At 34.1% G+C, this 24,251-nt stretch carries 25 protein-coding genes and 1 pseudogene; 19 read left to right on the top strand and 7 right to left on the bottom strand.

Annotation, left to right across the window (positions count from 1 at the left end):
* Positions 1 to 13: 13 nt before the first annotated feature.
* Positions 14 to 826 carry a non-homologous end joining protein Ku gene (gene ku / locus THESIDRAFT1_RS03295; RefSeq protein WP_006569548.1) on the bottom strand — a complete coding sequence of 271 codons (813 nt, stop codon included), beginning with the start codon at positions 824 to 826 and terminating at the stop codon, positions 14 to 16.
* Between the two features lie 122 nt (positions 827 to 948).
* On the opposite strand from ku, the gene THESIDRAFT1_RS03290 reads away from it, so the two are divergent.
* Positions 949 to 2,226 (top strand): serine hydrolase, encoded by a 1,278-nt coding sequence (locus THESIDRAFT1_RS03290; RefSeq protein ID WP_039929136.1) that lies wholly within the window; start codon positions 949 to 951, stop codon positions 2,224 to 2,226.
* Between the two features lie 24 nt (positions 2,227 to 2,250).
* Here THESIDRAFT1_RS03290 and THESIDRAFT1_RS03285 read toward each other — a convergent pair whose 3' ends face one another.
* Together THESIDRAFT1_RS03285 and ytaF are read right to left on the bottom strand one after the other, a co-directional pair.
* The gene (locus THESIDRAFT1_RS03285) at positions 2,251 to 2,916 is read right to left on the bottom strand and encodes a peroxiredoxin (RefSeq protein ID WP_003870032.1); all 666 of its coding nucleotides are present in this window, start codon (positions 2,914 to 2,916) and stop codon (positions 2,251 to 2,253) included.
* 76 nt (positions 2,917 to 2,992) lie between these two features.
* On the bottom strand, positions 2,993 to 3,622 hold the full coding sequence (gene ytaF, locus THESIDRAFT1_RS03280) for a sporulation membrane protein YtaF (RefSeq protein ID WP_004403264.1): 630 nt from the start codon (positions 3,620 to 3,622) through the stop codon (positions 2,993 to 2,995).
* A 140-nt stretch (positions 3,623 to 3,762) separates the two neighbouring features.
* Between ytaF and THESIDRAFT1_RS03275 the strand changes: the two genes are divergently transcribed.
* Positions 3,763 to 4,050, top strand: a complete 288-nt coding sequence (locus THESIDRAFT1_RS03275; RefSeq protein ID WP_004403250.1) for a DUF503 domain-containing protein — start codon at positions 3,763 to 3,765, stop codon at positions 4,048 to 4,050.
* Positions 4,051 to 4,166: 116 nt separating this feature from the next.
* Positions 4,167 to 5,810 carry a hydroxylamine reductase gene (gene hcp, locus THESIDRAFT1_RS03270; RefSeq protein WP_006569546.1) on the top strand — a complete coding sequence of 548 codons (1,644 nt, stop codon included), beginning with the start codon at positions 4,167 to 4,169 and terminating at the stop codon, positions 5,808 to 5,810.
* 356 nt (positions 5,811 to 6,166) lie between these two features.
* Here the strand turns inward: hcp and THESIDRAFT1_RS03265 are convergent, their stop codons facing one another.
* Positions 6,167 to 6,565 carry a helix-turn-helix domain-containing protein gene (locus THESIDRAFT1_RS03265; protein ID WP_003867464.1) on the bottom strand — a complete coding sequence of 133 codons (399 nt, stop codon included), beginning with the start codon at positions 6,563 to 6,565 and terminating at the stop codon, positions 6,167 to 6,169.
* Between the two features lie 178 nt (positions 6,566 to 6,743).
* Here THESIDRAFT1_RS03265 and THESIDRAFT1_RS03260 point away from each other — a divergent pair, with 178 nt between their 5' ends.
* The 15 genes and pseudogenes from THESIDRAFT1_RS03260 to THESIDRAFT1_RS03190 all read left to right on the top strand — a co-directional run bounded on the left by THESIDRAFT1_RS03260 (position 6,744) and on the right by THESIDRAFT1_RS03190 (position 19,649).
* Positions 6,744 to 6,929 carry a helix-turn-helix domain-containing protein gene (locus tag THESIDRAFT1_RS03260; protein WP_003867465.1) on the top strand — a complete coding sequence of 62 codons (186 nt, stop codon included), beginning with the start codon at positions 6,744 to 6,746 and terminating at the stop codon, positions 6,927 to 6,929.
* Positions 6,930 to 7,225: 296 nt separating this feature from the next.
* Entirely contained in the window at positions 7,226 to 7,591 is a 366-nt protein-coding gene (locus THESIDRAFT1_RS03255) for a DUF6514 family protein (RefSeq protein WP_003867466.1), read from the top strand.
* 95 nt (positions 7,592 to 7,686) lie between these two features.
* Positions 7,687 to 8,103 carry a holo-ACP synthase gene (gene acpS / locus THESIDRAFT1_RS03250; RefSeq protein ID WP_006569545.1) on the top strand — a complete coding sequence of 139 codons (417 nt, stop codon included), beginning with the start codon at positions 7,687 to 7,689 and terminating at the stop codon, positions 8,101 to 8,103.
* Entirely contained in the window at positions 8,066 to 9,598 is a 1,533-nt protein-coding gene (locus tag THESIDRAFT1_RS03245) for a bifunctional ADP-dependent NAD(P)H-hydrate dehydratase/NAD(P)H-hydrate epimerase (protein WP_004405678.1), read from the top strand. Before acpS ends, THESIDRAFT1_RS03245 begins: the two co-directional genes overlap by 38 nt.
* 4 nt (positions 9,599 to 9,602) lie before the next feature.
* On the top strand, positions 9,603 to 10,619 hold the full coding sequence (locus tag THESIDRAFT1_RS03240) for a LolA family protein (RefSeq protein ID WP_244262740.1): 1,017 nt from the start codon (positions 9,603 to 9,605) through the stop codon (positions 10,617 to 10,619).
* 19 nt (positions 10,620 to 10,638) lie between these two features.
* Entirely contained in the window at positions 10,639 to 11,793 is a 1,155-nt protein-coding gene (alr, locus tag THESIDRAFT1_RS03235) for an alanine racemase (protein WP_006569543.1), read from the top strand.
* A gap of 101 nt (positions 11,794 to 11,894) precedes the next feature.
* Positions 11,895 to 12,170, top strand: coding sequence for a CopG family ribbon-helix-helix protein (locus tag THESIDRAFT1_RS03230; protein WP_003870023.1), 276 nt, complete (start codon positions 11,895 to 11,897; stop codon positions 12,168 to 12,170).
* Between the two features lie 2 nt (positions 12,171 to 12,172).
* Positions 12,173 to 12,523 carry a type II toxin-antitoxin system PemK/MazF family toxin gene (locus THESIDRAFT1_RS03225; protein WP_003867472.1) on the top strand — a complete coding sequence of 117 codons (351 nt, stop codon included), beginning with the start codon at positions 12,173 to 12,175 and terminating at the stop codon, positions 12,521 to 12,523.
* Positions 12,524 to 12,620: 97 nt separating this feature from the next.
* The gene (locus THESIDRAFT1_RS03220; protein ID WP_003870021.1) at positions 12,621 to 13,073 is read left to right on the top strand and encodes a hypothetical protein; all 453 of its coding nucleotides are present in this window, start codon (positions 12,621 to 12,623) and stop codon (positions 13,071 to 13,073) included.
* Positions 13,074 to 13,187: 114 nt separating this feature from the next.
* A complete protein-coding gene (locus THESIDRAFT1_RS03215; RefSeq protein WP_019907959.1) occupies positions 13,188 to 15,200 on the top strand; it encodes a DUF5693 family protein in 2,013 nt (670 codons plus the stop codon).
* A gap of 1 nt (position 15,201) precedes the next feature.
* Positions 15,202 to 16,293: a polysaccharide pyruvyl transferase CsaB gene (gene csaB, locus THESIDRAFT1_RS03210; RefSeq protein ID WP_003870019.1), complete on the top strand. Its 1,092-nt coding sequence runs from the start codon at positions 15,202 to 15,204 to the stop codon at positions 16,291 to 16,293.
* A 2-nt stretch (positions 16,294 to 16,295) separates the two neighbouring features.
* Positions 16,296 to 17,033, top strand: a complete 738-nt coding sequence (locus THESIDRAFT1_RS03205) for a WecB/TagA/CpsF family glycosyltransferase (RefSeq protein ID WP_003870018.1) — start codon at positions 16,296 to 16,298, stop codon at positions 17,031 to 17,033.
* An 11-nt stretch (positions 17,034 to 17,044) separates the two neighbouring features.
* A complete protein-coding gene (locus tag THESIDRAFT1_RS03200) occupies positions 17,045 to 17,890 on the top strand; it encodes a YitT family protein (protein ID WP_003870017.1) in 846 nt (281 codons plus the stop codon).
* 15 nt (positions 17,891 to 17,905) lie between these two features.
* A pseudogene (locus THESIDRAFT1_RS03195) lies at positions 17,906 to 18,728 on the top strand (transketolase).
* Entirely contained in the window at positions 18,729 to 19,649 is a 921-nt protein-coding gene (locus THESIDRAFT1_RS03190) for a transketolase family protein (RefSeq protein ID WP_003870015.1), read from the top strand.
* Between the two features lie 29 nt (positions 19,650 to 19,678).
* Here the strand turns inward: THESIDRAFT1_RS03190 and THESIDRAFT1_RS03185 are convergent, their stop codons facing one another.
* Positions 19,679 to 20,194: a ferredoxin domain-containing protein gene (locus tag THESIDRAFT1_RS03185; protein WP_004404453.1), complete on the bottom strand. Its 516-nt coding sequence runs from the start codon at positions 20,192 to 20,194 to the stop codon at positions 19,679 to 19,681.
* A 183-nt stretch (positions 20,195 to 20,377) separates the two neighbouring features.
* Between THESIDRAFT1_RS03185 and THESIDRAFT1_RS03180 the strand changes: the two genes are divergently transcribed.
* A complete protein-coding gene (locus THESIDRAFT1_RS03180) occupies positions 20,378 to 21,610 on the top strand; it encodes a 6-phosphofructokinase (RefSeq protein ID WP_006569540.1) in 1,233 nt (410 codons plus the stop codon).
* Between the two features lie 24 nt (positions 21,611 to 21,634).
* On the opposite strand, the gene THESIDRAFT1_RS03175 is transcribed toward THESIDRAFT1_RS03180, so the two are convergent.
* Positions 21,635 to 22,999: a Na+/H+ antiporter NhaC family protein gene (locus THESIDRAFT1_RS03175; protein ID WP_006569539.1), complete on the bottom strand. Its 1,365-nt coding sequence runs from the start codon at positions 22,997 to 22,999 to the stop codon at positions 21,635 to 21,637.
* A 30-nt stretch (positions 23,000 to 23,029) separates the two neighbouring features.
* Positions 23,030 to 24,169 (bottom strand): universal stress protein, encoded by a 1,140-nt coding sequence (locus tag THESIDRAFT1_RS03170; protein WP_003871222.1) that lies wholly within the window; start codon positions 24,167 to 24,169, stop codon positions 23,030 to 23,032.
* Between the last annotated feature and the right edge of the window lie 82 nt (positions 24,170 to 24,251).

Below are 24,251 nucleotides of genomic sequence, written 5' to 3'. Positions count from 1 at the left end.
TTCAATCTTCCTTTTATGCGCCTTTTCTTTTGCGTCCTTTTTTTGCTTTTTCTTCATTCTTTACAGATTCAATACTCGCTTTTAATGCACTTACTAAATCAAGAACATTATCGGCTTCAGGTGCTTTTTGGGGAATTTCTACATCTTTGTCCTGTATCTTTGACTCAATCATTTCAATTAACGCTTTTCTGTAGCTATTATCATATTTTTCGGGTTTAAAATCGGAGGTCAAAGTATCAATAAGTTGTTTGGCCATTTTTATTTCATTTTCCTGTAAGCTGACTTCTCTTAAGGGAGGAAGCTGGTTTGCGTTTTTTATTTCATCAGGGAAATGCATTGTTTCCATGACCATGTATTTTTCATCATACACTCGTATGCATGCGAGGTTTTGCTTTGACCTAATTACCACTTTCGCTATTGCAACTCGCTTTGTTTCTTTCATAGAATCTCTTAAAAGTACATAAGGCTTTGTACCAATATCTTCAGGTACAATGAAATATGTTTTGTCATAATATATGGGGTCTATTTGTCCTATATCGGTAAAATCTACTATATCAATGGTTTTAACTGTTGGCATAGGTATCCTTTCCAAATCTTCATCATCTATAATGACAAATTTACCTGGTTCGTATTCATACCCTCGTACTATTTCCTCATCTGAAACGGGTCTATTACATACAGGGCATATTTTTTCATATTTTATGGGGGATTTACATTCTTTGTGAAGTTGCCTAAAATGTATGGCATGGTCTTCTGTAGCGGTATACAGTTTTATGGGGATACTTACAAGACCAAAACTTATTGCTCCTTTCCACATTGAGCGCATATTTAAATCACCTCATAATTAATATCCCCATTAAGAAACTTTTTATTTATAAAATCATATTTGTAAATTGGTATATATGGATATATATATTTGTTGAAATATGATGTTATATACAGTATAATATGGAGTTGAATGGGGGGATAAAATTGAAGAATATAAAAAAGATACTTTCATGGATTCTTATTATTGCTATTGTTGTATTGATACCTATATTTTCGTATGCAAGAAATCTTCCAAAATTCACTTTTGGGTCAAGGCTTTTATATAGTGGGACGTATGGAACTGATGTAGAAGAATTACAAGCTATGTTAAATAAAGCGGGATTTGATACAGGTACTGTTGATGGCATATTTGGTAAAATGACATTAAATGGAGTTTTAGACTTTCAAAGGTCCAAAAATCTTGTGCCCGATGGAATTGTAGGTCCTAAGACATATGCTGCTCTTGAAACTGTTTCCTGGGCTGACCCGATAGTTTACTCTGTCAAACCAGGGGACAACTTATACTTTATAGCAAAGCGCCATGGAACGAATGTCCAAAATATAATGGATGCAAATGGATTAAATGATGGGGATAGTTTATATGTTGGGCAAAAGATTTTAATTCCTCATCCGCCTGTTGAAGTGCCGCAGCAATTGAACAATGCTACAAATTATCAAGAACTTAAAAATAACATTCAGGCATTAATATCTCGATATCCTGGTAAATACGGAGTTTACTTTATTGACTTAAATACAGGGCAAACTTTTGAAATAAACGGTTATGATTCGTTTATTGCGGCAAGCACTTATAAAGTACCTCTTAACTTTTACCTTTATACTCTTATAACCGATGGAAAAATAGACCCTAATATGAAAGTGCAATACACTCAAGCTGACTATGAAGGGGGTGCCGGTTCTATACAGGCAGACCCTGTTGGAAGTTATTATACTATAAGAGAGCTTTCAAGACGTTCGATTGAAGAGAGTGATAATATAGCATCAAATATGATTATGAGAGTTGTAGGGCGAGATAACTATATAAAATTCATGGAAAGCTTAGGAGCAAATGTAATACCTTATAACAGCAATGTTACTTCCCCAAGAGATATGAGTATGTATATGGAAAATCTCTTAAATTATGTGAAGGCTCATCCGGATACAGCTGGAGAATTGATGTATTATCTCAAAAATACCATATACAACGATAGAATATCATATACAATACCTGATGAAATAGAAGTAGCACACAAAATAGGCAACCTTTCAAATGTTGTAAATGACACTGCAATAGTTTTTCATCCCACAAAGCCTTATATCTTGACGGTCTTGGCAAACAATGTAGATGGGTCAGATGATTCTTATGCATATACTGTAATAAGGCAAATATCAAAGATGGTGTACGATTTCCAAAGCAGGTAAAAGTTTAAGCCGGAAAATTCCGGCTTAAACTTTTTTATAACATAAATACCAGTCAGTACAATTATATCCTTCAATGTTTTTAACTCTTTCTTTAAGTTCGGCATAAGTTTTTGGAGGTGGAACGATGACAGGCATACCCGGATACCAGTTGGCGGGTGCCAAAACCTTGTATTTATCTACTGTTTGCAGTGCATCAATAATTCGTATTATTTCTTGGATGTTTCTACCTATTTCGAGAGGATAATACAGTATAAGGCGAAGTATCTGTTTGTCATCAATTACAAATACAGCTCTAACAGTACTTGTAGAACTTTCTGCGGGGGATATCATTCCGTACAATTTTGCTATTTTCATATCTTTATCTTCTATTATAGGGAAAGGAATTTCTATACCAGTATTTTTGTATATATTTTGTACCCAAGCTAAATGGGAAGGATTACTGTCTATACTTAATCCTATCAATTGGACATTTCTTTCTACAAAACTGGTATAGACTTGTGTGAAAGCTATAAATTCAGTAGTGCAAACAGGCGTAAAATCTCCTGGATGTGAAAATAGTACAATCCATTTACCTCTATAATCTGATAATTTTATAGGTCCAAAAGTACTATTGGCTTTGAAATCTGGGGCAGGTGCTCCTATTTGAGGAAGGCAAGTTCTTGGGATACTTTCTATTGCTTCTGTTTCCATAAAATCACCTCTTAGCTTTTACTTTTTTCAATACATTATATTCAAGGGATTATGTCAAGTGTTATAATTTTAAAGGTTAGAACAAAGCTTTATAAGCTATTATAAGTAAAATAACCCCGCTTATAATTGTGCCAAATTGTCCGATAGTAAAAGAGCCTATTCGTATATTAGCAACTTTTGTCCCGAATTGTACTCCTGCCCATACAGAAACAAGGCTTCCAATTGCTGTAGTGAAAGATATAGCAAAGGGAGAAAAGCCCAAAAGCCCTGCTCCTAATCCGTTTGTCAGGGCATTTGCCGAAAGGGCAATTCCTAAAAGAATTGCTTCTAATAGACTTATTTCTCCTGATTTATCTAAATCTACAATTTCAGGATTTTCTAAAATTCCCTTTATAGAAGTAGTTTTTGATGATACTTGTTGTGTGTTTTGTGAAGAAGATTTACGAGGGACAGCCAGTAAAATAATTCTAAGTCCGATTATAAACAGCAGAAATGCTCCTACAATTCCAGGTAATGACCCTGGAAGAATTTTATTTAACCATTTACCAAAAAGTATCCCAGATATGCTAAATAAAAAAGAGATTACCGCAATGATTGTATTAGAAAAAAGACTTATTCGTATATTTCTTATTCCATAAGAAATACCTACTCCAAAATTATCTATACTGGCTGATATTGCAAAACCTAAAATGATTAACCACTCCATATGTTCAACTCCTTTCTATCCAGCCTCTATTTATAATACGCGTTAGATAGAAAAGGTGTGATTTTATTGAAAGAGTTTAGTATGTAAGGTATAATTATATTGTAAAAATTTTCTGGAGGAAATTAGGTAAGGGGATATATATGATTGTATCTTATTGTAAAATATATCTGAGAGCAAATTGGGTTCATTCTTTAAAAGAAAAAAGAATGATTGTAAGAAGTATTGTAGGTAAAGTAAAAAGTCATTATAATGTTTCTATATGCGAAATAGAAAATCAAGATTTACACAAATCAATTGTCATAGGTTTTTCGGTGTGTGGCAGTGATGCTGTTTTAACAAATAAAATAGTTCAAGAGGTTGTAGACTATATTGAAGAAAATACAGATGCTTATATAGAAAATATAGAAATGGATACAATAAATGTGTGACTCCAAATGAATATGCTCATTTGGAGCTTTTATTTTGTGATTTTTATCACAGATTCTTTTGAGTTTTTAGCTTATCATAGTTTGTGGGCAAAAACTTAGAAAAAGGAGGAAGTAAAATGAGTATGTTTTGCTATCAATGTCAAGAAGCCTCTCAGGGCATAGGGTGTACAGTGAGAGGTGTATGCGGTAAGACATACGACGTTGCAAATCTGCAAGATTTGTTGATTTTTACATTAAAAGGCATATCTTTTTTAAATTTAAAAGCAAGAGAGGCAGGAGTAAATAAAGAGAAGACGGACAGATTCCTTTTTGAGGGATTATTTTCCACAATAACTAACGTTAATTTTGACAGAAACTTCTTTATTAACAAAATAAAAGAAGCTGTTGCATTAAGAGAAGAAATAAAAGAAGACCTCAAAAAGGCAGGAATTGAAGTAGACGAATCCTGTGAGGCAATAAACTGGGTTTATGATACAGATGAAGATATAGAAGCAATAGCAGCTGAAGTAGGAGTTTTATCTACGAAAGACGAAGATATAAGGTCTTTGAGAGAGCTTATCACTTATGGTGTAAAAGGTATGGCGGCTTATGCATATCACGCATATCAGCTGGGATACAAAGATGATAATATATTTAGGTTTATGGAAAAGGCTTTAGCTAAAGTTTTAGATGACAGCTTAACTGCAGATGATTATGTGGCTCTGGCTATGGAAACAGGAAAATATGGCGTTGATACAATGGCGCTCCTTGACAAAGCAAATACCTCGACTTATGGCCATCCTGAGATAACAAAAGTTAATATCGGTGTGAGAAATAATCCTGGAATATTGATAAGCGGTCATGATTTGAAAGACTTAGAGCAATTGTTAGAGCAAACTGCTGGTACAGGGGTAGATGTTTATACACATGGAGAAATGCTTCCTGCTCATTATTATCCAGCTTTTAAGAAATATCCGCATTTTGTTGGTAACTATGGAAATGCGTGGTGGCAACAAGATAGAGAGTTTGAGCTATTTAACGGACCAATTTTAATGACTACAAACTGCCTTGTGCCTCCAAAGGATTCCTACAAGGATAGAGTTTACACTACAGGTGTTGTAGGCTTTGAGGGAGTAAAATACATTCCAGAAGGTCCCGACGGAAAGAAGGACTTTTCAGAAATAATTGAACATGCAAAGAGATGCAAGCCACCTGTGGAGATTGAAAGAGGGGAAATAATTGGTGGTTTTGCTCACAACCAAGTTTTAGAGCTGGCGGATAAAATTGTAGAAGCGGTAAAGACAGGAGCTATAAAGAGATTTTTCGTAATGGCAGGCTGTGACGGCAGAATGAAGAGCAGAACCTATTATACCGAATTTGCTAAAGCTCTTCCTAAAGATACAGTCATTTTAACTGCAGGTTGTGCAAAATACAGGTACAACAAGTTAAACCTTGGAGACATAAACGGAATTCCAAGAGTTTTAGACGCAGGACAGTGCAATGACTCTTACTCATTAGCTGTGATAGCCATGAAGCTTAAAGAAGTCTTTGGCTTAAATGACATAAACAAGCTTCCTATTTCTTACAACATTGCGTGGTATGAACAGAAGGCTGTTATAGTGCTTTTGGCACTTTTATACCTCGGAGTAAAAAATATTCATTTAGGACCTACGCTTCCTGCTTTCTTATCACCAAATGTCACAAAAGTATTAGTTGACAAATTTGGCATTGGTGGTATCACAAACGTAGAAGATGATATGAAAATGTTCATGGGTGAGTAAAGATTACGGCTGCAAAATGCAGCCGTACAGACTGTAGACAAACTTTCGAAAATAGGATATTTTGCATAAGGAACGACTTGTGACAAAGCGTCAACAAAACTTAACAAGACCGAGGGTGGAGGCAGGGCCGTAGCCACGGATGGCGGAGGCGGGCACTAAGACAGGGATGTCGAATGTGCCCGGTACCCTGCCGGAACCCGAAGGTCGAGTTTAGTTTTGTCGCTTTGGAACATCGGAGTGACGATGCAAAATATCCTATTTTAAAATTTTTTGACTTTGTCAACAAACTGTACGGCTGCAAAATGCAGCCGTAATCTTTTGTCATTATGATTAATTATTAATCATAATGGTTAAAATTATACTTTCTTTTCTTTTTTAATGAACTCTTCTAAATCAGTAGTATTCAAACTCACTTTTATGTATCCTTCTATATCTCTCTTTCTTTCCTCAGGCAATGTTTCAAAGGCTTTAAAAATTATTTTATCCTTTTCACTGATGCTTTCAAACTCTTCTCTCGATAAGTATTTTTCCTCTTCTTCTTTTACATATTCTATTTGTTGGCCAGTAAGAAGCCAATCTATTGAAACATTAAGGGCGTTTTTTAACTTTATCAAAGCATTGGAAGAAGGCATTGATTTGTTGTTTTCAAGGTCACTTAAATTTCCAACAGATAATCCTGTGAGTTTGCTCAAAGCTGTTATAGTCAAATTATTTTTTTTACGAGCATATTTTATGCGTTCGCCAACTGTATCCATAACACTCCTCCTTTGTTTTTTCTGAATTACGATATTAGTATTGACATTTTCGTAATTCAGATATATATTTAAAATAGTTAATTTTTAATCATTATCTATTTTAACACAAATATTTTATTATTCCTACTGAATAAATATGCTAACTTTTGTTTGTAGGAAAAAACAAGGGGGTGCTTTGATGAAGAAAAGAAAGTTGACAGATTTTGGGAAATTAGTGAATGACAGATTGGCGGAACTGAATATGACACAAAAAGAATTGTCGCGATTGATAGGTACCAGTGAGCCATATTTAAGCATGATTTTACATGGTGAAAGGTCAGGGAAAAAATATATGGATAAAATAAAGGAGATATTAAAACTTTAAAAAAGAGTTTTCGTATTTTGTGAAATTTTTTTGATAGAAATTTTTTATAAATTTTTTTCGACAATTATAGTTCTAATATTGAACATAGACAGAATAATTTACAATTTTCGATATCGCAAAAAACACCAAATAGTTTTACATAGACTTGTTAAATGTTTGTTAAAGTAAAAAAAGTGTCTTTTCTGTCGATAAAAAATTTTCAAAAAATAAAGGATTTTTTAGAAAAAATAGAATATATTAATATGTATTGTAAGTTAATAATTAATCTTAAAAAATAAATTGGAGGGGATAGTAAGATGTATTACAGGAAAGTGAGCGAGTACATATCGACAAGGGAGGAAGAAAGGAGAAACATAACTACTCACTACACAGTGGTCATGTCAGAAATAAGTGTTTTTAACGGAAAAGAGGAAGTAAAATTGCCGTCGTATGGGATCAAAATTCTTCAAGAAATTTTTGATGGAGAAAAGGAGAAAATTGAAATAATAGAAGAAAAAGTGACAAATATAAGTCCTTACTTTGAAAAAGTGGACAAGCTAGCACAATTCTTTAAAGAAATGACGGTATCGCCTGTTCATCTGTATGAAGTAATTGACGATATGTGTGAAGATTATATAAGTGACTATGATAGACAAGCTAAATTGTGTAAGGTTGCTATTTAAGAAGGTGTCATGCCTTCTTTTATTTTTTTGAAGGATTTTGTGAATTAATAGAGAAATAATATAATGTAATTAGGATAATTGGAGGAACTGTATATATGGAACTGTTTTTGGGAACGGATATTGTAGAAGTTGAAAGGATAAAAAAAGCTTTTGATGCAAATTCTAAATTTTTGGAACGGTTATTTACTCAAAAAGAGATAGAGTATTTTAACAGTAAAAGGATGAAATTACCTCATATAGCGGGTTTTTTTTCAGCAAAAGAAAGCATATCAAAAGTCTTAGGAACAGGTATCAGTGGTTTTAGCTGGAAAGATATTGAAATATGTCACGATGAAAAAGGAGCCCCTGCCGTAATTTTAAAGGGGAAGGCTAAAAATATTGCAGACAAAAAGGGAATAAGGGATATAAAGCTGTCTATTTCTCATACGAAGACCTATGCTATAAGCTGTGCTATTGCTATTGGAGGTGAAAAAAATGATAGTGCTGACATCAAAACAGATGAGAGAAGTTGAAAAAATAGCTATAGAAAAAATAGGAATTCCTTCTATAGGTTTAATGGAGAATGCGGGAAGAGAAACAGCGCTAGAGGTGAAAAAGATTTTAGAGGAAGAGAATTTAAACTCTGTAATAGTCATATCTGGAAAGGGGAATAATGGTGGAGATGGCTATGTAGTGGCTAGAAATCTTCATAATTGGGGAGTCGATGTAAAAGTATTTTTAACTACAAGTTTAGGTGCTATTTCAGGGGATGCAAAAGTAAATTTAGATGCAATCCTAAATATGGGGATTTATGTAGCGGAAATTACTCAAAGAGAACATCTAAAATTTTTGGAAAAAACTATTAAAGACAGCGATGTGATTGTGGACGCAATTTACGGAATTGGGCTTAAAGGAGAAATAAGCGGCATAACAAAAGAGATTATAGAAATGATAAACCAAGCCAATAAAATTGTGGTATCTGTCGATATTCCTTCTGGATTAAATGCTGATACAGGTAAAGTAGAAGGATGCGCTGTTAGGGCTACTAAAACAGTTACTATGCAATTTCTAAAGCCAGGCTTATTAGTGTATCCGGGTGCCGATTATGCAGGAGAAGTTCGTGTTGCTGAAATAGGGATTCCTTACCGGTTAGCAGCAGAGGTAGGTTATAATTATAACCTTGTGACTTCAGAGGATGTAAAGCTTCCAAAAAGGCATGGAAATACTCATAAAGGAGATTATGGTAAAGCTTTGATTATAGCTGGTTCTAAAAATATGACAGGAGCAGCATATCTGTGTGCTAAAAGCGCTATTAAGGCAGGTTGCGGATTGGTGAAATTAGCAGTTCCCCAAAGTGTGCAATCAGTAATTCAGGGGGGACTTTATGAGGTTATAACCTATGGATTAGAGGAACAAAATGGTATTTTATCCCATAATGCTTTAAGTAGTGTACTAGAGTTAATAGAGGAAAGTGATGTTATTGCTATAGGACCAGGATTGACTCATGATAGAGATATTTCACAATTGGTATATGACATTGTAAAAAATACGGATAAGCCTGTAGTTTTAGATGCTGATGCTCTCAATGCTTTGGTAGGAAGATTGGAAGTTATACAAGGTAAAAAAATTATTCTAACTCCCCATTATGGGGAAATGTCAAGATTGACAGGCCTAGAGATTGATGAGATTAAGAATAATCTTTTTGAAGTAGCAAAAACTTTTATTGATAGGTACAAAGTGACACTTGTACTTAAAGGTGCTAAAACTGTAATAGCGACAAAAGAAGGAAGCATATATATAAATAGCACAGGCAATCCCGGGATGGCAACTGCTGGTAGTGGAGATGTTTTGACAGGAATGATTACAGCTTTTTTGGCTCAAGGGTTTAGCGAAGAAAAAGCGGCAATTTATGGGGTATTTTATCATGGGAAGGCAGGAGATATTGCTAAAGAATATGTGGGAGAGTATGGAATGACAGCGATGGATATCCTTGAGAACATTCCAGAGGCTCTTAAATGTGGTTTGTAAGAGGGTGAGAGTTGTTGAAAAAGAGCTTTTTTGTAATTGTTTTTGTGCTTATATTTCTTCTTTCAGGGTGTGGAGTAAAAACAAAAAAGTTAAAGATCCTTTTATTTCTATTAAAGAACAATTAGATAAATTAGAAAGTTATACTGCCACAGCAATTGTAGAGCTTTATAACAACAAGATAGATAACAAATTTGCAGTTGTGCAATTTTACAAAAAAGGTAAATTTCGATTAGAAGTTTTAAAAGAAAATGGGAGTCCGGATAAAATTATTGTATATGACGGCAAAAGAAGTTATGTGTATTTTGCAAAGGTGAATCAAGTTTTTGTAGCAGAAAATACAGAAGAGATTCCTTTGTATTCGATGATTACTTCTTTTATAAAAAACTATATTAATTCAGGTGGAGAGATAGAAAAAAGAGAGATGGATAAATTTTATTTAATAACAGTTCCTATTTTGGATAAAAATATTTTCATGTACAAAGAACAAATGGCTTTTTCTAAAGAGGATTTGACACCTAAAGAATTGACAATTTTTGATATTAATAATGAAATTTTTTCAAAAATTACTTATAAGGATTATAAATATAACCCTGAGATAAATGACAAGTTGTTTACTAAGGATAGCGTAACGACGTTAGCGGGAAATCTTTTAGATTCTCCAGTAATAGAAATAGATGCAAAAGAGGTTTATAAATATTGCGGCATAAATCCTGTAATGCCTGTGTATTTACCACAAGGCTTTAAACTTTTAAATGTATTAGTGAATGTTAATAAAAATAATGGAGTTACTTTTGTGTATACTTCGGGTGGGGATTTGATAGAAATTTTTGAAACTGTAGTTGACCAAAACGAAATAGTTAATGAAAAAGGATTTCTTTTGAGTGAAGGAGTGTATTATAAAGAAAAAGACAATGGGGAAAAGGAATATACTACGATGGTAAATGGTATGCAAGTAAAAATTACAGTAACCGGGGATTTGAATGAAGAGGAGATACTTAAAGTGATAAAATCCTTGAGGTGAAAAACAAGGGGGATTTTTAATGTTTGATAATATAAGGCCAACAAGAGCAGAAATATATTTGGATAATATAGTGCATAATTTGAGTGAAGTAAAGCGATGGGTGGGCAAGAAAGTAAAAATAATGGGGGTAGTGAAAGCCAATGCTTATGGTCATGGAGCTTGTCAAGTAGCAAAGGTTTTAATAGAAAATGGGGTTTCTTATTTGGCAGTAGCTACAATAGAAGAGGCGTTAGAATTAAGGGAATGCGGAATTAATATTCCCATACTCGTTATTGGATATACTCCTTTAACTCAGGCCAAAGAATTAATTGTGCACAATATAACTCAAACTGTTTTTGATATAAACTATGTTAAAGACTTAGAAAGAATTGCCTTAAATGTGGGTAAGAAGGCTAAAGTTCATGTAAAAGTTGATACAGGTATGGGACGGATAGGATATACAGATTTAAAGGTAGCTGAAAAAGAGATAGAAAAAATGATGGAAATGGAAGGGGTAGAAGTAGAAGGCATATTTAGTCATTTTGCTACTTCTGATGAAAAAAATAAAACATATGCTGAAAAACAGTTTGATGTGTTCAAAAAATTGTTGGAAAGGTTAAAAGAAAAAAGGATAAATATTCCTTTAAAGCATATAGCTAACAGTGGAGCAATTATTGACCTTAAATATACTTATTTAGACATGGTAAGGCCAGGAATAGTTTTATACGGCAGTTATCCTTCAGAAGAAGTCGAAAGACCATTGGATTTAAAACAAACTATGGGCTTTAAAACTAAAATAGTGCATATAAAAGAGGTACCTGAAGGTACTTCCATTAGTTATGGAAGGACATTTATAACTAAAAGAAAAAGCAAAATTGCCACATTGCCTGTAGGATATGCTGATGGTTTTAATAGATTACTCTCTAATAATCATCATGTCTTAGTAAAAGGGAAATATGCTCCTGTAATTGGGAGAATTTGTATGGACCAAACGATGATAGATGTCACCGATATAGAAGGAGTAGAACTAGGTGATGATGTAGTTATTTTTGGAAATCAAGAGGGAGAAAAAATAACAGCGGATGAGATTGCTAAAAAATTAAATACTATACCTTATGAAGTATATTGTGGAATATCTAGAAGGGTGCCTCGAATATATATTTACAAAGGAGAGGTAGTTGAAGTAAAAAATTAATTAAAAATTTGACTTTTATAGTATAAAATTTACAAATGATTGACATCATTATATATAGTAATATATAATAAATTATATAAGTGCGTAAGGAGGTCCTAAAAGTGGGCGAAACAAAGCGAATACTTGTGAGCTTACCTCAGAGTTTATTAGAAGAGGTCGACGTTCTTGCCGCTATGGAAAACAGAAATCGCAGTGAATTTATAAGAGAAGCGATGAAATTATATATACGCGAGAGGAAAAAAGTTCAAATACGCGAGAGCATGAAAAAAGGATATCTCGAGATGGCAGCAATCAACAGTGAACTTGCGGAAATGGGCCTAACCGCAGAAAACGAATGTTTTACAGGATATGAAATGAAATTGAAAAAGTGTGATTGACTATGGTGATAAAGAGAGGAGATATCTTTTATGCCGATTTAAGCCCTGTAATAGGCTCTGAACAGGGTGGAATTCGGCCTGTACTTATAATTCAAAATGATATTGGTAATAAATATAGTCCAACAGTAATAGTAGCGGCAATTACATCTCAGATCAACAAAGCCAAATTGCCCACTCATGTTGAAATAAATGGGGCAGAATATGGACTTAACAAAGATTCTGTAGTATTGTTAGAACAAATCAGAACTATTGACAAAAAACGTTTAAGAGAAAAAATTGGCCATTTTGACCAGGAAATGATGGAGAAAGTCAATGAAGCTTTGCAAATAAGTTTAGGGTTGATTGATTTTTAAGGACTTATTTTAAGATAAGTTCTTATTTTTTGTTGAAATATCATTTATTTTTTTATAAAATAGAGGTGGAAGAGGGGAATTATAGGAGGAAGAACAAATGAAAAAAGCTTATGCGCTTATATTGGTTTTTGTTGTGATTTTAGTGGCTTTGAGTGTTGGTTATGCTGATCAAAATCCTGAACCAGGAAGTCAGCAAGACCCCCTTGTCAGCAAAAGCTATGTTGATTCGCAATATAATCAGGTAAAAGCTTATGTTGATGATAAGCTAAAAGAGGCAAAGACAGGGGCAAGCTATGAAGTAGTTGAACTAAATGCAGGAGAGGTTTTGACAATGGAGGGCGGTACCCAAGCGATAGTTAGAATTGCAAATTCAGCAGTAATTGTTACAAAAACTGATGGAGTAGCGGACCTTACTGCAGGTACAAATTTGAAAGATAATGACCTTATACCTGCTAATCACCTTTTGCTTTTTCCACGCTCTGATGGCAGAGGCATAAAAGCGACAAAACACACATACATAGTTGTGATGGGGAAATATACAAAAAATTAACAGCGCTTTGCGCTGTTTTTTTATGCTCTAAAGAAATTTTTGTGATATAATATGAGTAGTTACCCACCTTAAATGTCGATGTGTTACAAAAGCGAATACAAAGGAGAGATTAATTTGAAGCTAAGAAAAATACTTGTAATATTTATTGCTATTTCTTTAGTAGTATCTATTTTCGTAGACATAAACAGAATAAGAGTAGAAAACAACTATGATACAGTAGAAATTGTAGGAGATTTAAAAAGCTTCAAATACCTTGCTTCTGCAACAGGCAAAGATTTGGTTTCTGTACTTTCTGACATGAAATCAGCTGGTCTTATAGGTGTTGCTGTAAATGAGGTTACTCTTGAAAGCCTTCAACAGTCTGGTAAAATTTCTTTGAGCCTTTTAAAAGACGTAGGGAATCTTTATTTGTTGTCTTCAAACTTAGGGAATGTAGCATTGGAAGACTACTTAAAGAGTCTTACAGATAAGGAAAGGGAGCAGTATGGAAACTACATAGTTGTTACAACAAAAGATGTAAAGATATTCAATTTTCTTAAAGAGGCTTTAACAAGAAGAGTACCTGAAGACGAATTAAAAGTGCTTGAAAAGAGAGGTAGCTATGCCTTTGTTATCAATAAACCCAAAGATGCTTTTATAACAAAGGGGTTGGGATTTGATGAAAGCGATTTAGAACTGGTAAAGTCTTTAGGCTTTGATGTGATACCGCGAATTGAGAATTTTACTGGGATAAAGGATAAAGATATAAAAGACTATGTTGATATATTGAAGAAATTTGATGTAAAAACTGTAATTTTTAATGGTACTGATGTCTTAGGAAATCCGGAAAAAATATCTTATGCTGCTTCTTTATTTAAGAAAAATGGCATAAACGTAGGAATTATAGATGTGCCTATGGGGAAAAAACTTCAAGATGGAATGAATAAATTTGCTAAGTTCGATGATTATAGGGGGATAAAAGTCTTTGGAGTTTCAGAAGCAGAAACTCAAAAATACGATACTTCTGAAATAGTAAATAGATGGTACAGAGGAATAATAGAGCGAAATGTGAGAATTATTTATATGAGAGCAAAAATAGATAATTCCAAAAGTGCAGCTTACAACATACAACAAAATCAATCTATGATTGAAGATATGACAAAATACATAAAAAAAGCTGGATTAAAAGCTGGCATTGCAAAATCTCTTCAACAACTTCACCAGTCAAAACTTACAGAAATACTTATAAGTTTGGGAGTTATCGCTGGTGGCTTGTTGCTTTTACAGATGTTAGGAATTGGAGAATATGTGTTAATTTTATTAGGATTGTTGGGTGCTATACTGACTTCTTTAGTGTTAGTAAGCAGATTTAACGATTTAGGCGTCAAAGTAGTAGCATTAGCTTCTTCTATAATTTTTCCTTCTCTTGGGATAGGATATTTTATAGACAAAACGAAAGAAATATTGGAGAAAAAGCAAAATATCAGCTTCACATATACCTCACTAAAAATATTTATTAATTCACTATTGATTTCTTTTATAGGGGCTCTTAGTATAGCGGCTATAATGGCTGACAGTAAATATATGTTAAAAATTGACTATTTTAGGGGTGTAAAAGTTTCTTTTGTACTACCTTTAGTGTTTTATGTTTTGTATTATATTATAAAGATATACAATGCTAATCACTGGAAGACTTTTATGGAGAGAATAAAGGAATTTTTAAATATAGATATAAAAGTATGGCATTTAGTAGCTATTGCTATAGCAGGGATTATCGGAATTATATACATTTCAAGGACGGGCAATGAACCTATTGTTAAGCCGACAGAGTTAGAGCTTAAATTTAGAGATTTCCTTGAACACACTCTTGTAGCAAGACCTCGGACGAAGGAATTTTTAATAGGTGACCCTGCGATTATATTGGGAATTTATGCTGCTTTTAAACGCTCAAAAGCGTGGACATTTATTATGGGGATATTTGCTTCGATAGGTATATTGTCGATTGTCAATACTTTTAGCCATATCGAAAGCGTGCTTACGATTGCGATAGAGCGCACGGTAATTGCATGGGTATTGGGGGCTTTAATTGGCATGATTGCTGTATTTATAGTGGACAAGATCTTAAAAAATATAAAAAGGGAGTATTGATATGAAAACAGTCATATCCGGCTATTACGGATTTGATAATATTGGGGATGAAGCTGTTCTAAAATGTCTGGTAGAAGGTTTAAAAGAAAGAGGTATAACAGATATAACAGTTCTTTCTAATAAACCTGATGAAACTTCTAAAAAGTACAACGTAAAAGCAGTAAATAGGAACTCTTTCAAAGAAATATACAAAGCGCTAAAACAGTCAGATGTACTGTTAAGTGGCGGTGGGAGTCTTATACAAGATAAGACCAGTAGTAAGAGTTTGTGGTATTATCTCGGAATAATGCTTATGGGGAAATTCCTTAGGAAAAAAGTGTATGTTATGGGACAAGGTATTGGTCCAGTTGATAAAAAGTTTAACAGATGGCTTACTGCAAGAATTTTAAATAAAGTTGACGGAATAGCTGTAAGAGACGAATTATCCAAAGAGTATTTGAAACAGCTAAATGTAAAAAAAGATGTGGTAGTAGCGGCAGACCTTGTATTAAATTTTTCTGGTGGTAATAATAGAGAAATTTTTGGCAAAATCCTCGAAAAAGAAGGGATTGATTTAAATTCTGCAGAATATGTTCTGATTTGCACGAGAGAATGGGGAAATTCTGAATTATCAAGGGTTGAGTTGGCAAGGGCTGCAGATTTTATTGCGCAGGATTATGGATATAAGATTGTTTTTCTTCCTTTTTATCATGAGGATATAGAAGAGAGCGATAGGGTTGCTACTTATATGAAAATGCCTTATGAAATTTTAACTGGAAAATACGAAATAGAAGAGATATTGAGTATTATTAGAAGCAGCAGCTTATTAATAGGTGTAAGACTGCATTCTTTGATTTTTGCGTTTATATCCTTAGTTCCATTTGTTGGTATATCTTATGACCCTAAGGTGGAGGGTTTTCTAAAATCCATTGGTGAAAGCAGCGCAGGAGACATTAATTCTTTTACTGCCGACGACATTTTAAATAAAGTAAGTTCAATTTTACAGCGAAAAGAAGAGTATATAAATGATATGTCTAAGCATTTAGATGAGTTAAAAGAAAAAGCAAAAAAGAATTTTGATATATTATTTGAACATAATAAATTTGAGGTGTGAAGATGGAAAGATTAGATATATTTGGAGTGCCAATAGATCGGGTGACGATGAGACAAGCAGTAGAGATTTTAAACAATTTTTTACAAGAAGACAGACTGCACATTGTTGCAACACCTAATGCGGAAATTGTAATGATGGCGCAAAAGGATAAAGAATATATGGAAATATTAAATAATACTGACTTAAATGTTCCAGATGGAAACGGCATTGTTTTTGCTTCAAAAGTTTTTAAAAAGCCGATGCCTGAAAGAGTAGCAGGTTTTGACCTCATGATGGAATTTATAAAAGATATATCTTCTAAAAATATAAAGATTTATCTATTGGGGGCTGCTCCTCAAATTGCAGAACAAGCTCGTGTTAATTTGGAAAAGCTATATCCGAGTGCTAAAATAGTGGGAACTCATCATGGCTATTTTACTCAAGAGGAAGAAAATAAAATCATAGAAGAGATAAATAATAAGGGTGCAGAAGTTCTTTTTGTGGCTTTAGGTGCTCCTAAACAAGAGAAATGGATATATAAAAACAGAGACAAATTAAAAGTAAAAATAGCAATGGGGGTAGGAGGAAGTTTTGATGTAATAGCTGGAAAAGTTAAGAGAGCACCTTACATTTATAGAAAATTAGGCTTAGAGTGGCTATACAGGTTAATTAAAGAGCCTTGGAGATATAAAAGGATGATGGCACTTCCTAAATTTGCTCTTAAAGTTTTGCTACACAAAGGAAAAGTTGACATGCGATAAGGGGATGTATTATGAAAGTTTCACTTAAGAAAATAATAATAGACTTTTTCTGGGTTACGATAGGTACATTACTTGTTAGTTTGTCTCTTGACCTATTTTTGGCACCTAACAAAATTGCTCCTGGTGGAGTAAGTGGACTTGCAGTTGTTCTACAACATTTGTTTGGATGGCCAATAGGAGCAGTTACCTTGGCAATAAATATTCCGCTTTTTATCATCTCGACTAAAGCTTTAGGAACAGGTTTTGGAGCTAAAACACTTTATTCAACTATTTTATTAGGTGTTTCTATTGATGCATTGGCTTTTTTAAAACCTCTTACCCATGATACAATATTGGCGGCAGTATATGGTGGTATAATAATGGGTGTAGGGCTAGGTATTGTGATAAAATATGGAGCAACAACTGGTGGAACAGACATGGCTGCTATGACTTTGCATAAATACATACACTTTTTAAGTGTGGGCAGAATACTGCTTATAATAGACTTTGTAATAATAACTTTAGCAGGCATAGTTTTTAGCCCGGAACTTGCCCTTTATGCTTTAGCTACTGAATTTATTTCTATCAAAGTTATTGACCTCATACAAGAAGGTAGTGGCGATGAGAGAATTGCTATAATTATTTCTGATAGGTATGAGGAAATTAGTAAATCAATATTGGAGGAAATGGAAAGGGGGGTAACAGAACTAAAAGGAAGAGGGGGTTATTCAAAAAAGGACAAAAATGTTTTGTTGTGTGTTGTAACTCGTAGAGAAGTTACAACCTTAAGAAGCCTTGTGAAAAGAATAGACCCCAACGCTTTCGTGATATTATCAACAGCCCATGAAGTTTTAGGAGAAGGATTTAAAAACATGTGAAATGGAGGTATTGGTATGGACAAAGAATTTTTAAAGCAAAAGGCAAAAGAAGTGAGAATAGACATCATAAACATGTTGGCAGAAGCAGGATCTGGCCATCCTGGGGGGGTCATTATCCTGTTCAGATATTTTAACCCTGCTTTATTTTGATAAAATGAATGTAAAGCCTGACAATCCCAAATGGGAAGATAGGGACAGACTTGTGCTTTCAAAAGGTCATGCAGCTCCTGCACTGTATGCTGTATTAGCTGAAAAAGGGTTTTTCCCAAAAGAAGAGTTAAAAACTTTAAGAAAGCTTGGCTCAATACTTCAAGGGCATCCCGATATGAAATCCACACCGGGACTTGATATGACCACAGGGTCATTAGGGCAAGGACTTTCTGCTGCAAATGGAATGGCATTAGCAGGTAAATTAGATAAAAAGGGCTATAGAGTCTATGTAATATTAGGAGATGGAGAATTACAAGAAGGGCAAATATGGGAAGCAGCTATGACAGCAGCCCATTACAAACTCGACAACTTGACTGCAATACTTGACTTTAACGGCTTACAAATAGATGGCCCAAACAGAGAAGTAAAAAACATAGAACCAGTAAATGAAAAATTCAAAGCTTTTGGATGGCACGTAATAGAAATAGACGGCCACGACTTTGACCAAATAGACAAAGCCATAGAAGAAGCAAAAGCTACAAAAGGAAAACCTACATTGATAATAGCTCATACAATAAAAGGGAAAGGCGTATCCTTTATGGAAAATCAAGTAGGATGGCATGGCAGTGCGCCTAATGAAGAACAAAGACAAAAAGCTATACAAGAACTTGAAGGGAGTGGAGTATAAATGGCTATGGCGACAAGAGAAGCCTATGGGAAAGCCTTAGTAGAATTAGGCGCAAAAAACAAAGATGTAGTGGTATTAGACGCTGACCTATCAAAATCCACAAAGACGGCAGATTTTCAAAAAGTATATCCAGATAGATTTTTTAACATGGGAATATCAGAGCAAGATATGATGGTAACAGCAGCAGGACTTGCTACCTGTGGGAAAATTCCTTTTGCCAGCACTTTTGCCATATTTGCAACAGGAAGAGCTTATGAGCAAGTGAGAAACTCCATAGGTTATCCACACTTAAACGTAAAAATAGCAGCTACCCATGCTGGCATAACAGTAGGAGAAGACGGGGCGACACACCAATCAATAGAGGATATATCCCTTATGAGAGGAATACCTGGGATGGTGGTAATAAACCCAGCCGATGCAGAAGAGACGAGACAAGCCATATTTGCGGCGGCAGAGCACTATGGACCAGTATACATAAGGTTGGGGAGGATGGCAGTACCAGATATACACGATCAAAACTACAAATTTGAATTAGGAAAAGGTGAAGTAATAAGAGAAGGGAAAGACGTAGCGATAATAGCGACAGGGATAATGGTAGCCATAGCGATTGAAGCAGCAGATAAACTAAAAGAAGAGGGAATAGAAGCGACAGTTGTCAATATCCACACAATAAAGCCGATAGACAAAGATTTAATAGTAGAAGTAGCTAAAAAGACGGGCAAAGTTATAACAGCAGAAGAGCACAGCATAATAGGTGGGCTTGGTTCGGCGGTAGCAGAGGTTCTTTCAGAGGAATATCCAGTGAAGATAAAGAGAATTGGAATAAGAGATGAGTTTGGACAATCCGGTTCACCTAAAGAGCTTTTAAAACATTATGGTTTGACAGCGGAGGATATTGTAAAAGCAGCTAAGTCATTTTAAAAAAATGCCAGGATTTAACCTGGCATTTTTTATCTATCAAAGTATATGTTTTTGCCTGTAGCAGAAAGAGGAATGCCTATAACAATTTCTCCTTCAATTAATTTTAACCTTCTTGCACTTACACCTATTCTATACATAACTCGATTATCCACATTCAAGAGACTGGCGGTTTTAACTGCAGACCCTACTGCTATTCCTAAGTCGATGAGCCTCCAGGCACATATGGGACCTGCGAATTCTGTACCTTCTCTAAAATCCCTTAGACTAGTGCAAAGATTATAACCGCAGGCGCCGCAATTTAGTCCAACTTTTTCTGGTTTATTTAATGAAATTAAAAGTACTGCACTGGAGTTAGCGACGTTTTTTGCATCCCTGTCAAAATTTTTCTTTCCGGATTCTTCGCCATATTTCATCATATCCTCTTTTAACCTTACGAGGTCTTCACCTGTAATTACTTTTGTTTCTATAAAGTCTTTTCCAGTTGCTTTAGGTGCTGTTCTCGCTGATAATGCCATCAAATGAGCAGCTAATTCAATTACATCCATAATGTCTCCCTCCGTATTTTTAAGATGAATGCGTTATTTATTATAATTTTGCTATATTTTTTTGCTTTTTGCAAGAATGGTTGATAAAATTTTATCAAAAATTATTATTATATTTCTTTTTGTGATATAATATATCTGAATTACTTTATAATTTATAATAGAATATCACAATGGGGGTATATTATGTATACTAAAAGCAATTGTCTTATAGCACAATCGGGTGGTCCTACAGCTGTTATTAACTCCAGTCTGTATGGAGCTATAATGGAAGCTTCACGCTCGGAGAAAATTGGCAAAGTTTATGGTGGGATAAACGGCATAGAAGGTATAATAAAAGGCAATATTATTGACATATTTGATATTCCCTATGAAAGAATAAAACAAATGAGATTTAGCCCTGCGGCTGCATTAGGGTCGTGCCGATATAGGTTAAAAGACTATTTAGAGGATGAAGAGGAATACAAAAAGTTAATAGAAATTTTTAAGAAATACAACATTAAATATTTTTTCTACATAGGTGGCAATGATTCTATGGATGCCGTTGACAAAATCAGTAAATATACAAGAGAAATAGGTTTTGAAATAAATGTAATTGGAATTCCTAAGACTATTGATAACGATTTGATGTTTACAGATCATTCTCCTGGTTTTGGAAGTGCGGCAAAATATATAGCCACAACTACTTTAGAACTTGCTTTAGATGCGGAAGTGTATGAGACTAAGACAATTAACGTACTCGAAGTGATGGGCAGAAATGCAGGTTGGCTTACCGCTTCTTCTGCTTTGGTTAAAGAAAGATTGCCCCATTTGAAACAACTTATTTATCTTCCTGAGATACCTTTTAATGAGGAAAGATTTTTAGAGGATGTAAATAAAGCTTATAAGGAATATGGCAATGTCTTTATAACTGTATCAGAAGGACTTATGGATGAAAAAGGGAATTACATTGGAAGAAAAGAAAATGCTTATCATAAAGATGCTTTTGGTCATCCTCAACTGGGAGGAGTAGGAGACTATATAGAAAAGCTTGTAAAAGAGAAAATATATAAACGTGTCAAAATGACCAGACTTGGTGTAACGCAAAGATGTGCAATGCACTTGGCATCTAAAGTGGATTTTGAAGAAGCTGAAATGTTGGGGAGGGAAGCAGTAAAGTATGCGTTATGTGGTGAAACCGGGAAAATGATAAGCCTTGTAAGAGAAAGAAATTACCAATACACTGTTAAAACGGATATTGTAGATGTTGATAAAGTGTGTAACAAGGAGAAAAAAGTGCCTTTAAATTGGATAAATGAAGAAGGTAATTATGTCACTGAAGAATTTTTTGATTATGCAAGACCCCTTATACAAGGAGAAGTGAAGGTCCCTATGGTAGAAGGGCTACCTTATTATACAAACTTAAAATATGCGATATAAAAGCAGGAATAAAATCCTGCTTTTTTAAAATTCTTCTATTGTAGCATTGCTATATTGTTTATTACTTTCTATAAACACGATAAGTATTGATAATATAGGGAATAATAGATTTAAATAAGCATAGGGAAGATAGTCAATGACTTTTACTCCTAAAACTGCAGAAGGAAGCATTGCTGCTAAATTCCAAGGTATTATCCCGGCAAGTATCATGCCTGAATCTGCTATTGCTCTTACCATCATATCACTTTTTACGTTAAGATTTCTAAATACGTCTAACATTATGCGGGAAGGTAAAATTACAGAAAGAGCTTGATTGCAAGTTATTACTGCCATTAAAGTGCTTAATAACATTGTGACCAAATAGGCAATTTTAGGGTTTTTAATTTTTTGGGCTTTTCTAAAAACTGCTTTTATAATTCCTGTTCCTTCTAATATTCCAGAAAGAGCGGTAGCAAAGGTTACTACTCCTATCATTGGGAAGATTGAAATCATACCTCCTCCTGAAAAGATAGATTTAAATTCTGGAATATTAGATATATTTCCCAACATAATGACTTTTAAAGAATCTATAGGGTTATAACCATTTAGTAAAGAGACAAAGTAGGAGAGAAGGACAGCAATTGAAAGATTTATCTTTGTAGAAATCCTGAAAAAAGCCAACGTTATAATCATTATAGGAGCTAAAAACAAGAAAAAGTTTATTTTATAATTTTTCAAAATTATAGCTGCAAGATTGTCAAAGGTGTGCGGCGAAGAAATATTAATGTGAAGACTTAAAAGATAGTACAATAAACCAGTTAATACAAAAGTAGGAATCGCGGTTTTAAAAAGAGATTTAAGTACATTGTATTGTTCAATTTCTCCCATATCTGACAGAAGAATAACATTTCCTGCAAGGGGAGAAGTCCTATCTCCTATAAAAGAACCGGATATTACTGCACCAGCAACTATTGGAAGAGAATAGCCAAAGCCATGGGCTAGTCCCATTATTACTATTCCAATAGTACTAGCGGTTCCTACAGCTGTACCTAAAATCATTGAGATAATAGAGGTTGTGATAAAAGACACCAACAAAAAAGCTTGTGGTTTTAAAAAGTGGGAGGCGTAGTAAATAAGAGCAGGAAGGGTTCCATTCTGTTTCCACAAGGCAACGAGGGCTCCTATCAAAAGGAGTATAATCATCACGTTTATACCTTTTTTAATTCCTTTAATTGACATATTGATAAGTTCTTGAGGCGAAAAACCGTTTATCAAAACAATAGCAAAGGTTATTATATAGCTTATAAAAAGCGGTATATAGGGAGGTTGGTGAAAAACTAATACCATTGTCATGGTTATGGCTAAAATTAACAAAAAAGTTATAAGTGAGATTCTAAATTTGTTTTCCATTTTTCACTGCTCCTTTTAGTAATGAAGAAGTTATTTATAAGGTATTACGTGAATTTCTATATTTTTTGCTTTTTTAATTAACTTTATAACAGTAGAACCTCTAAAAAAGGTTTGCAGTCTTGACCTTTGAGAATGCCCTATTATTATTTGTGTAATGTGCATTTGCTTTGCAAATTTTAAAAGCTCATCAGACACGCTTTTTCCTGTCAATGTGTAGACTTCTGCTCCTAATTGTTTTGCTAACATAAAATGGCTTTCTAAAACTTCTTTATCTTTTTCAGTAAGTTTAGGTGCAAGAAAATGTGTACAGTTTACATACACTACTACCCAATCACATTTGAATCTTCTTGCTCTCCTTGCACCCCTTCTTATAAGCTTTTTAGATAGTGGATTTGGTGTTATACACACCATTATTTTTTCATTTGTTTCCCATGTATCAGTTATTCCATGCTCTTTCATATATTCTTCTAATTCTATATCTACTTCTTCGGCGGTAAGTCTTAGCATTAACTCTCTTAAAGCATTTAAATTTCCCTTTCTAAAAAAGTTAGATAGACACTCATCGACTTTGCTTACTGGATAAATATCTCCTCTTTTTAATCGATTAAGCAAAGCATCAGGAGTCAAATCTACAGCAACAATTTCATCTGCGCTATCGACTATGCTGTCAGGGATTGTTTCTCTTACAGCAACACCTGTGATTTGTTGAATAACGTCATTTAAACTTTCTAAATGTTGGATGTTAAGTGTTGTAATTACATTTATTCCATGGCGTAAAATTTCTTCCACATCTTCATATCTTTTTTTGTGCTTAGAGCCAGGCGCATTCGTATGTGCCAATTCATCTATCAAAACTACTTCTGGTTTACGAGCAATTATGGCGTCGGTATCCATTTCTTCTAATATCATGCCGTGGTATTCAATTTTTTTTCGCGGGATTATTTCTAAATTTCCTATTTGTGCTTCTGTCTCTTTTCTTCCATGAGTTTCCACATAACCTATTACTACATCTTGACCTCTTTTAAGACGCCTGTTGCCTTCATTGAGCATTGCATAAGTTTTTCCAACACCAGGAGCATATCCTAAGAATATTTTTAATTTTCCTCGCTGTTGCTTTTTTATAATTTCTAAAGCTTCTTCAGGAGTTAACCTCCTAAAACCTTCACTCATTAAATTTACACGCCCTCCACAGTTTGATTATATCTTTGTTTGAGCATAATGATTTCATACAACTATAATAATATGAATCTTA

Source organism: Thermoanaerobacter siderophilus SR4 (genome assembly GCF_000262445.1).
Taxonomy (GTDB): Bacteria; Bacillota; Thermoanaerobacteria; order Thermoanaerobacterales; family Thermoanaerobacteraceae; genus Thermoanaerobacter; species Thermoanaerobacter ethanolicus.
This window is presented reverse-complemented; position numbering and strand designations above follow the sequence as displayed.

Bases quoted from the DNA above. Each gene is read 5' to 3' on its own strand.
- ku (WP_006569548.1), bottom strand. From the start codon at position 826: ATGCGCTCAATGTGGAAAGGAGCAATAAGTTTTGGTCTTGTAAGTATC.
- THESIDRAFT1_RS03290 (WP_039929136.1), top strand. From the start codon at position 949: ATGGAGTTGAATGGGGGGATAAAATTGAAGAATATAAAAAAGATACTT.
- THESIDRAFT1_RS03285 (WP_003870032.1), bottom strand. From the start codon at position 2,916: ATGGAAACAGAAGCAATAGAAAGTATCCCAAGAACTTGCCTTCCTCAA.
- ytaF (WP_004403264.1), bottom strand. From the start codon at position 3,622: ATGGAGTGGTTAATCATTTTAGGTTTTGCAATATCAGCCAGTATAGAT.
- THESIDRAFT1_RS03275 (WP_004403250.1), top strand. From the start codon at position 3,763: ATGATTGTATCTTATTGTAAAATATATCTGAGAGCAAATTGGGTTCAT.
- hcp (WP_006569546.1), top strand. From the start codon at position 4,167: ATGAGTATGTTTTGCTATCAATGTCAAGAAGCCTCTCAGGGCATAGGG.
- THESIDRAFT1_RS03265 (WP_003867464.1), bottom strand. From the start codon at position 6,565: ATGGATACAGTTGGCGAACGCATAAAATATGCTCGTAAAAAAAATAAT.
- THESIDRAFT1_RS03260 (WP_003867465.1), top strand. From the start codon at position 6,744: ATGAAGAAAAGAAAGTTGACAGATTTTGGGAAATTAGTGAATGACAGA.
- THESIDRAFT1_RS03255 (WP_003867466.1), top strand. From the start codon at position 7,226: ATGTATTACAGGAAAGTGAGCGAGTACATATCGACAAGGGAGGAAGAA.
- acpS (WP_006569545.1), top strand. From the start codon at position 7,687: ATGGAACTGTTTTTGGGAACGGATATTGTAGAAGTTGAAAGGATAAAA.
- THESIDRAFT1_RS03245 (WP_004405678.1), top strand. From the start codon at position 8,066: ATGATAGTGCTGACATCAAAACAGATGAGAGAAGTTGAAAAAATAGCT.
- alr (WP_006569543.1), top strand. From the start codon at position 10,639: ATGTTTGATAATATAAGGCCAACAAGAGCAGAAATATATTTGGATAAT.
- THESIDRAFT1_RS03225 (WP_003867472.1), top strand. From the start codon at position 12,173: ATGGTGATAAAGAGAGGAGATATCTTTTATGCCGATTTAAGCCCTGTA.
- THESIDRAFT1_RS03220 (WP_003870021.1), top strand. From the start codon at position 12,621: ATGAAAAAAGCTTATGCGCTTATATTGGTTTTTGTTGTGATTTTAGTG.
- csaB (WP_003870019.1), top strand. From the start codon at position 15,202: ATGAAAACAGTCATATCCGGCTATTACGGATTTGATAATATTGGGGAT.
- THESIDRAFT1_RS03205 (WP_003870018.1), top strand. From the start codon at position 16,296: ATGGAAAGATTAGATATATTTGGAGTGCCAATAGATCGGGTGACGATG.
- THESIDRAFT1_RS03200 (WP_003870017.1), top strand. From the start codon at position 17,045: ATGAAAGTTTCACTTAAGAAAATAATAATAGACTTTTTCTGGGTTACG.
- THESIDRAFT1_RS03190 (WP_003870015.1), top strand. From the start codon at position 18,729: ATGGCTATGGCGACAAGAGAAGCCTATGGGAAAGCCTTAGTAGAATTA.
- THESIDRAFT1_RS03185 (WP_004404453.1), bottom strand. From the start codon at position 20,194: ATGGATGTAATTGAATTAGCTGCTCATTTGATGGCATTATCAGCGAGA.
- THESIDRAFT1_RS03180 (WP_006569540.1), top strand. From the start codon at position 20,378: ATGTATACTAAAAGCAATTGTCTTATAGCACAATCGGGTGGTCCTACA.
- THESIDRAFT1_RS03175 (WP_006569539.1), bottom strand. From the start codon at position 22,999: ATGGAAAACAAATTTAGAATCTCACTTATAACTTTTTTGTTAATTTTA.
- THESIDRAFT1_RS03170 (WP_003871222.1), bottom strand. From the start codon at position 24,169: ATGAGTGAAGGTTTTAGGAGGTTAACTCCTGAAGAAGCTTTAGAAATT.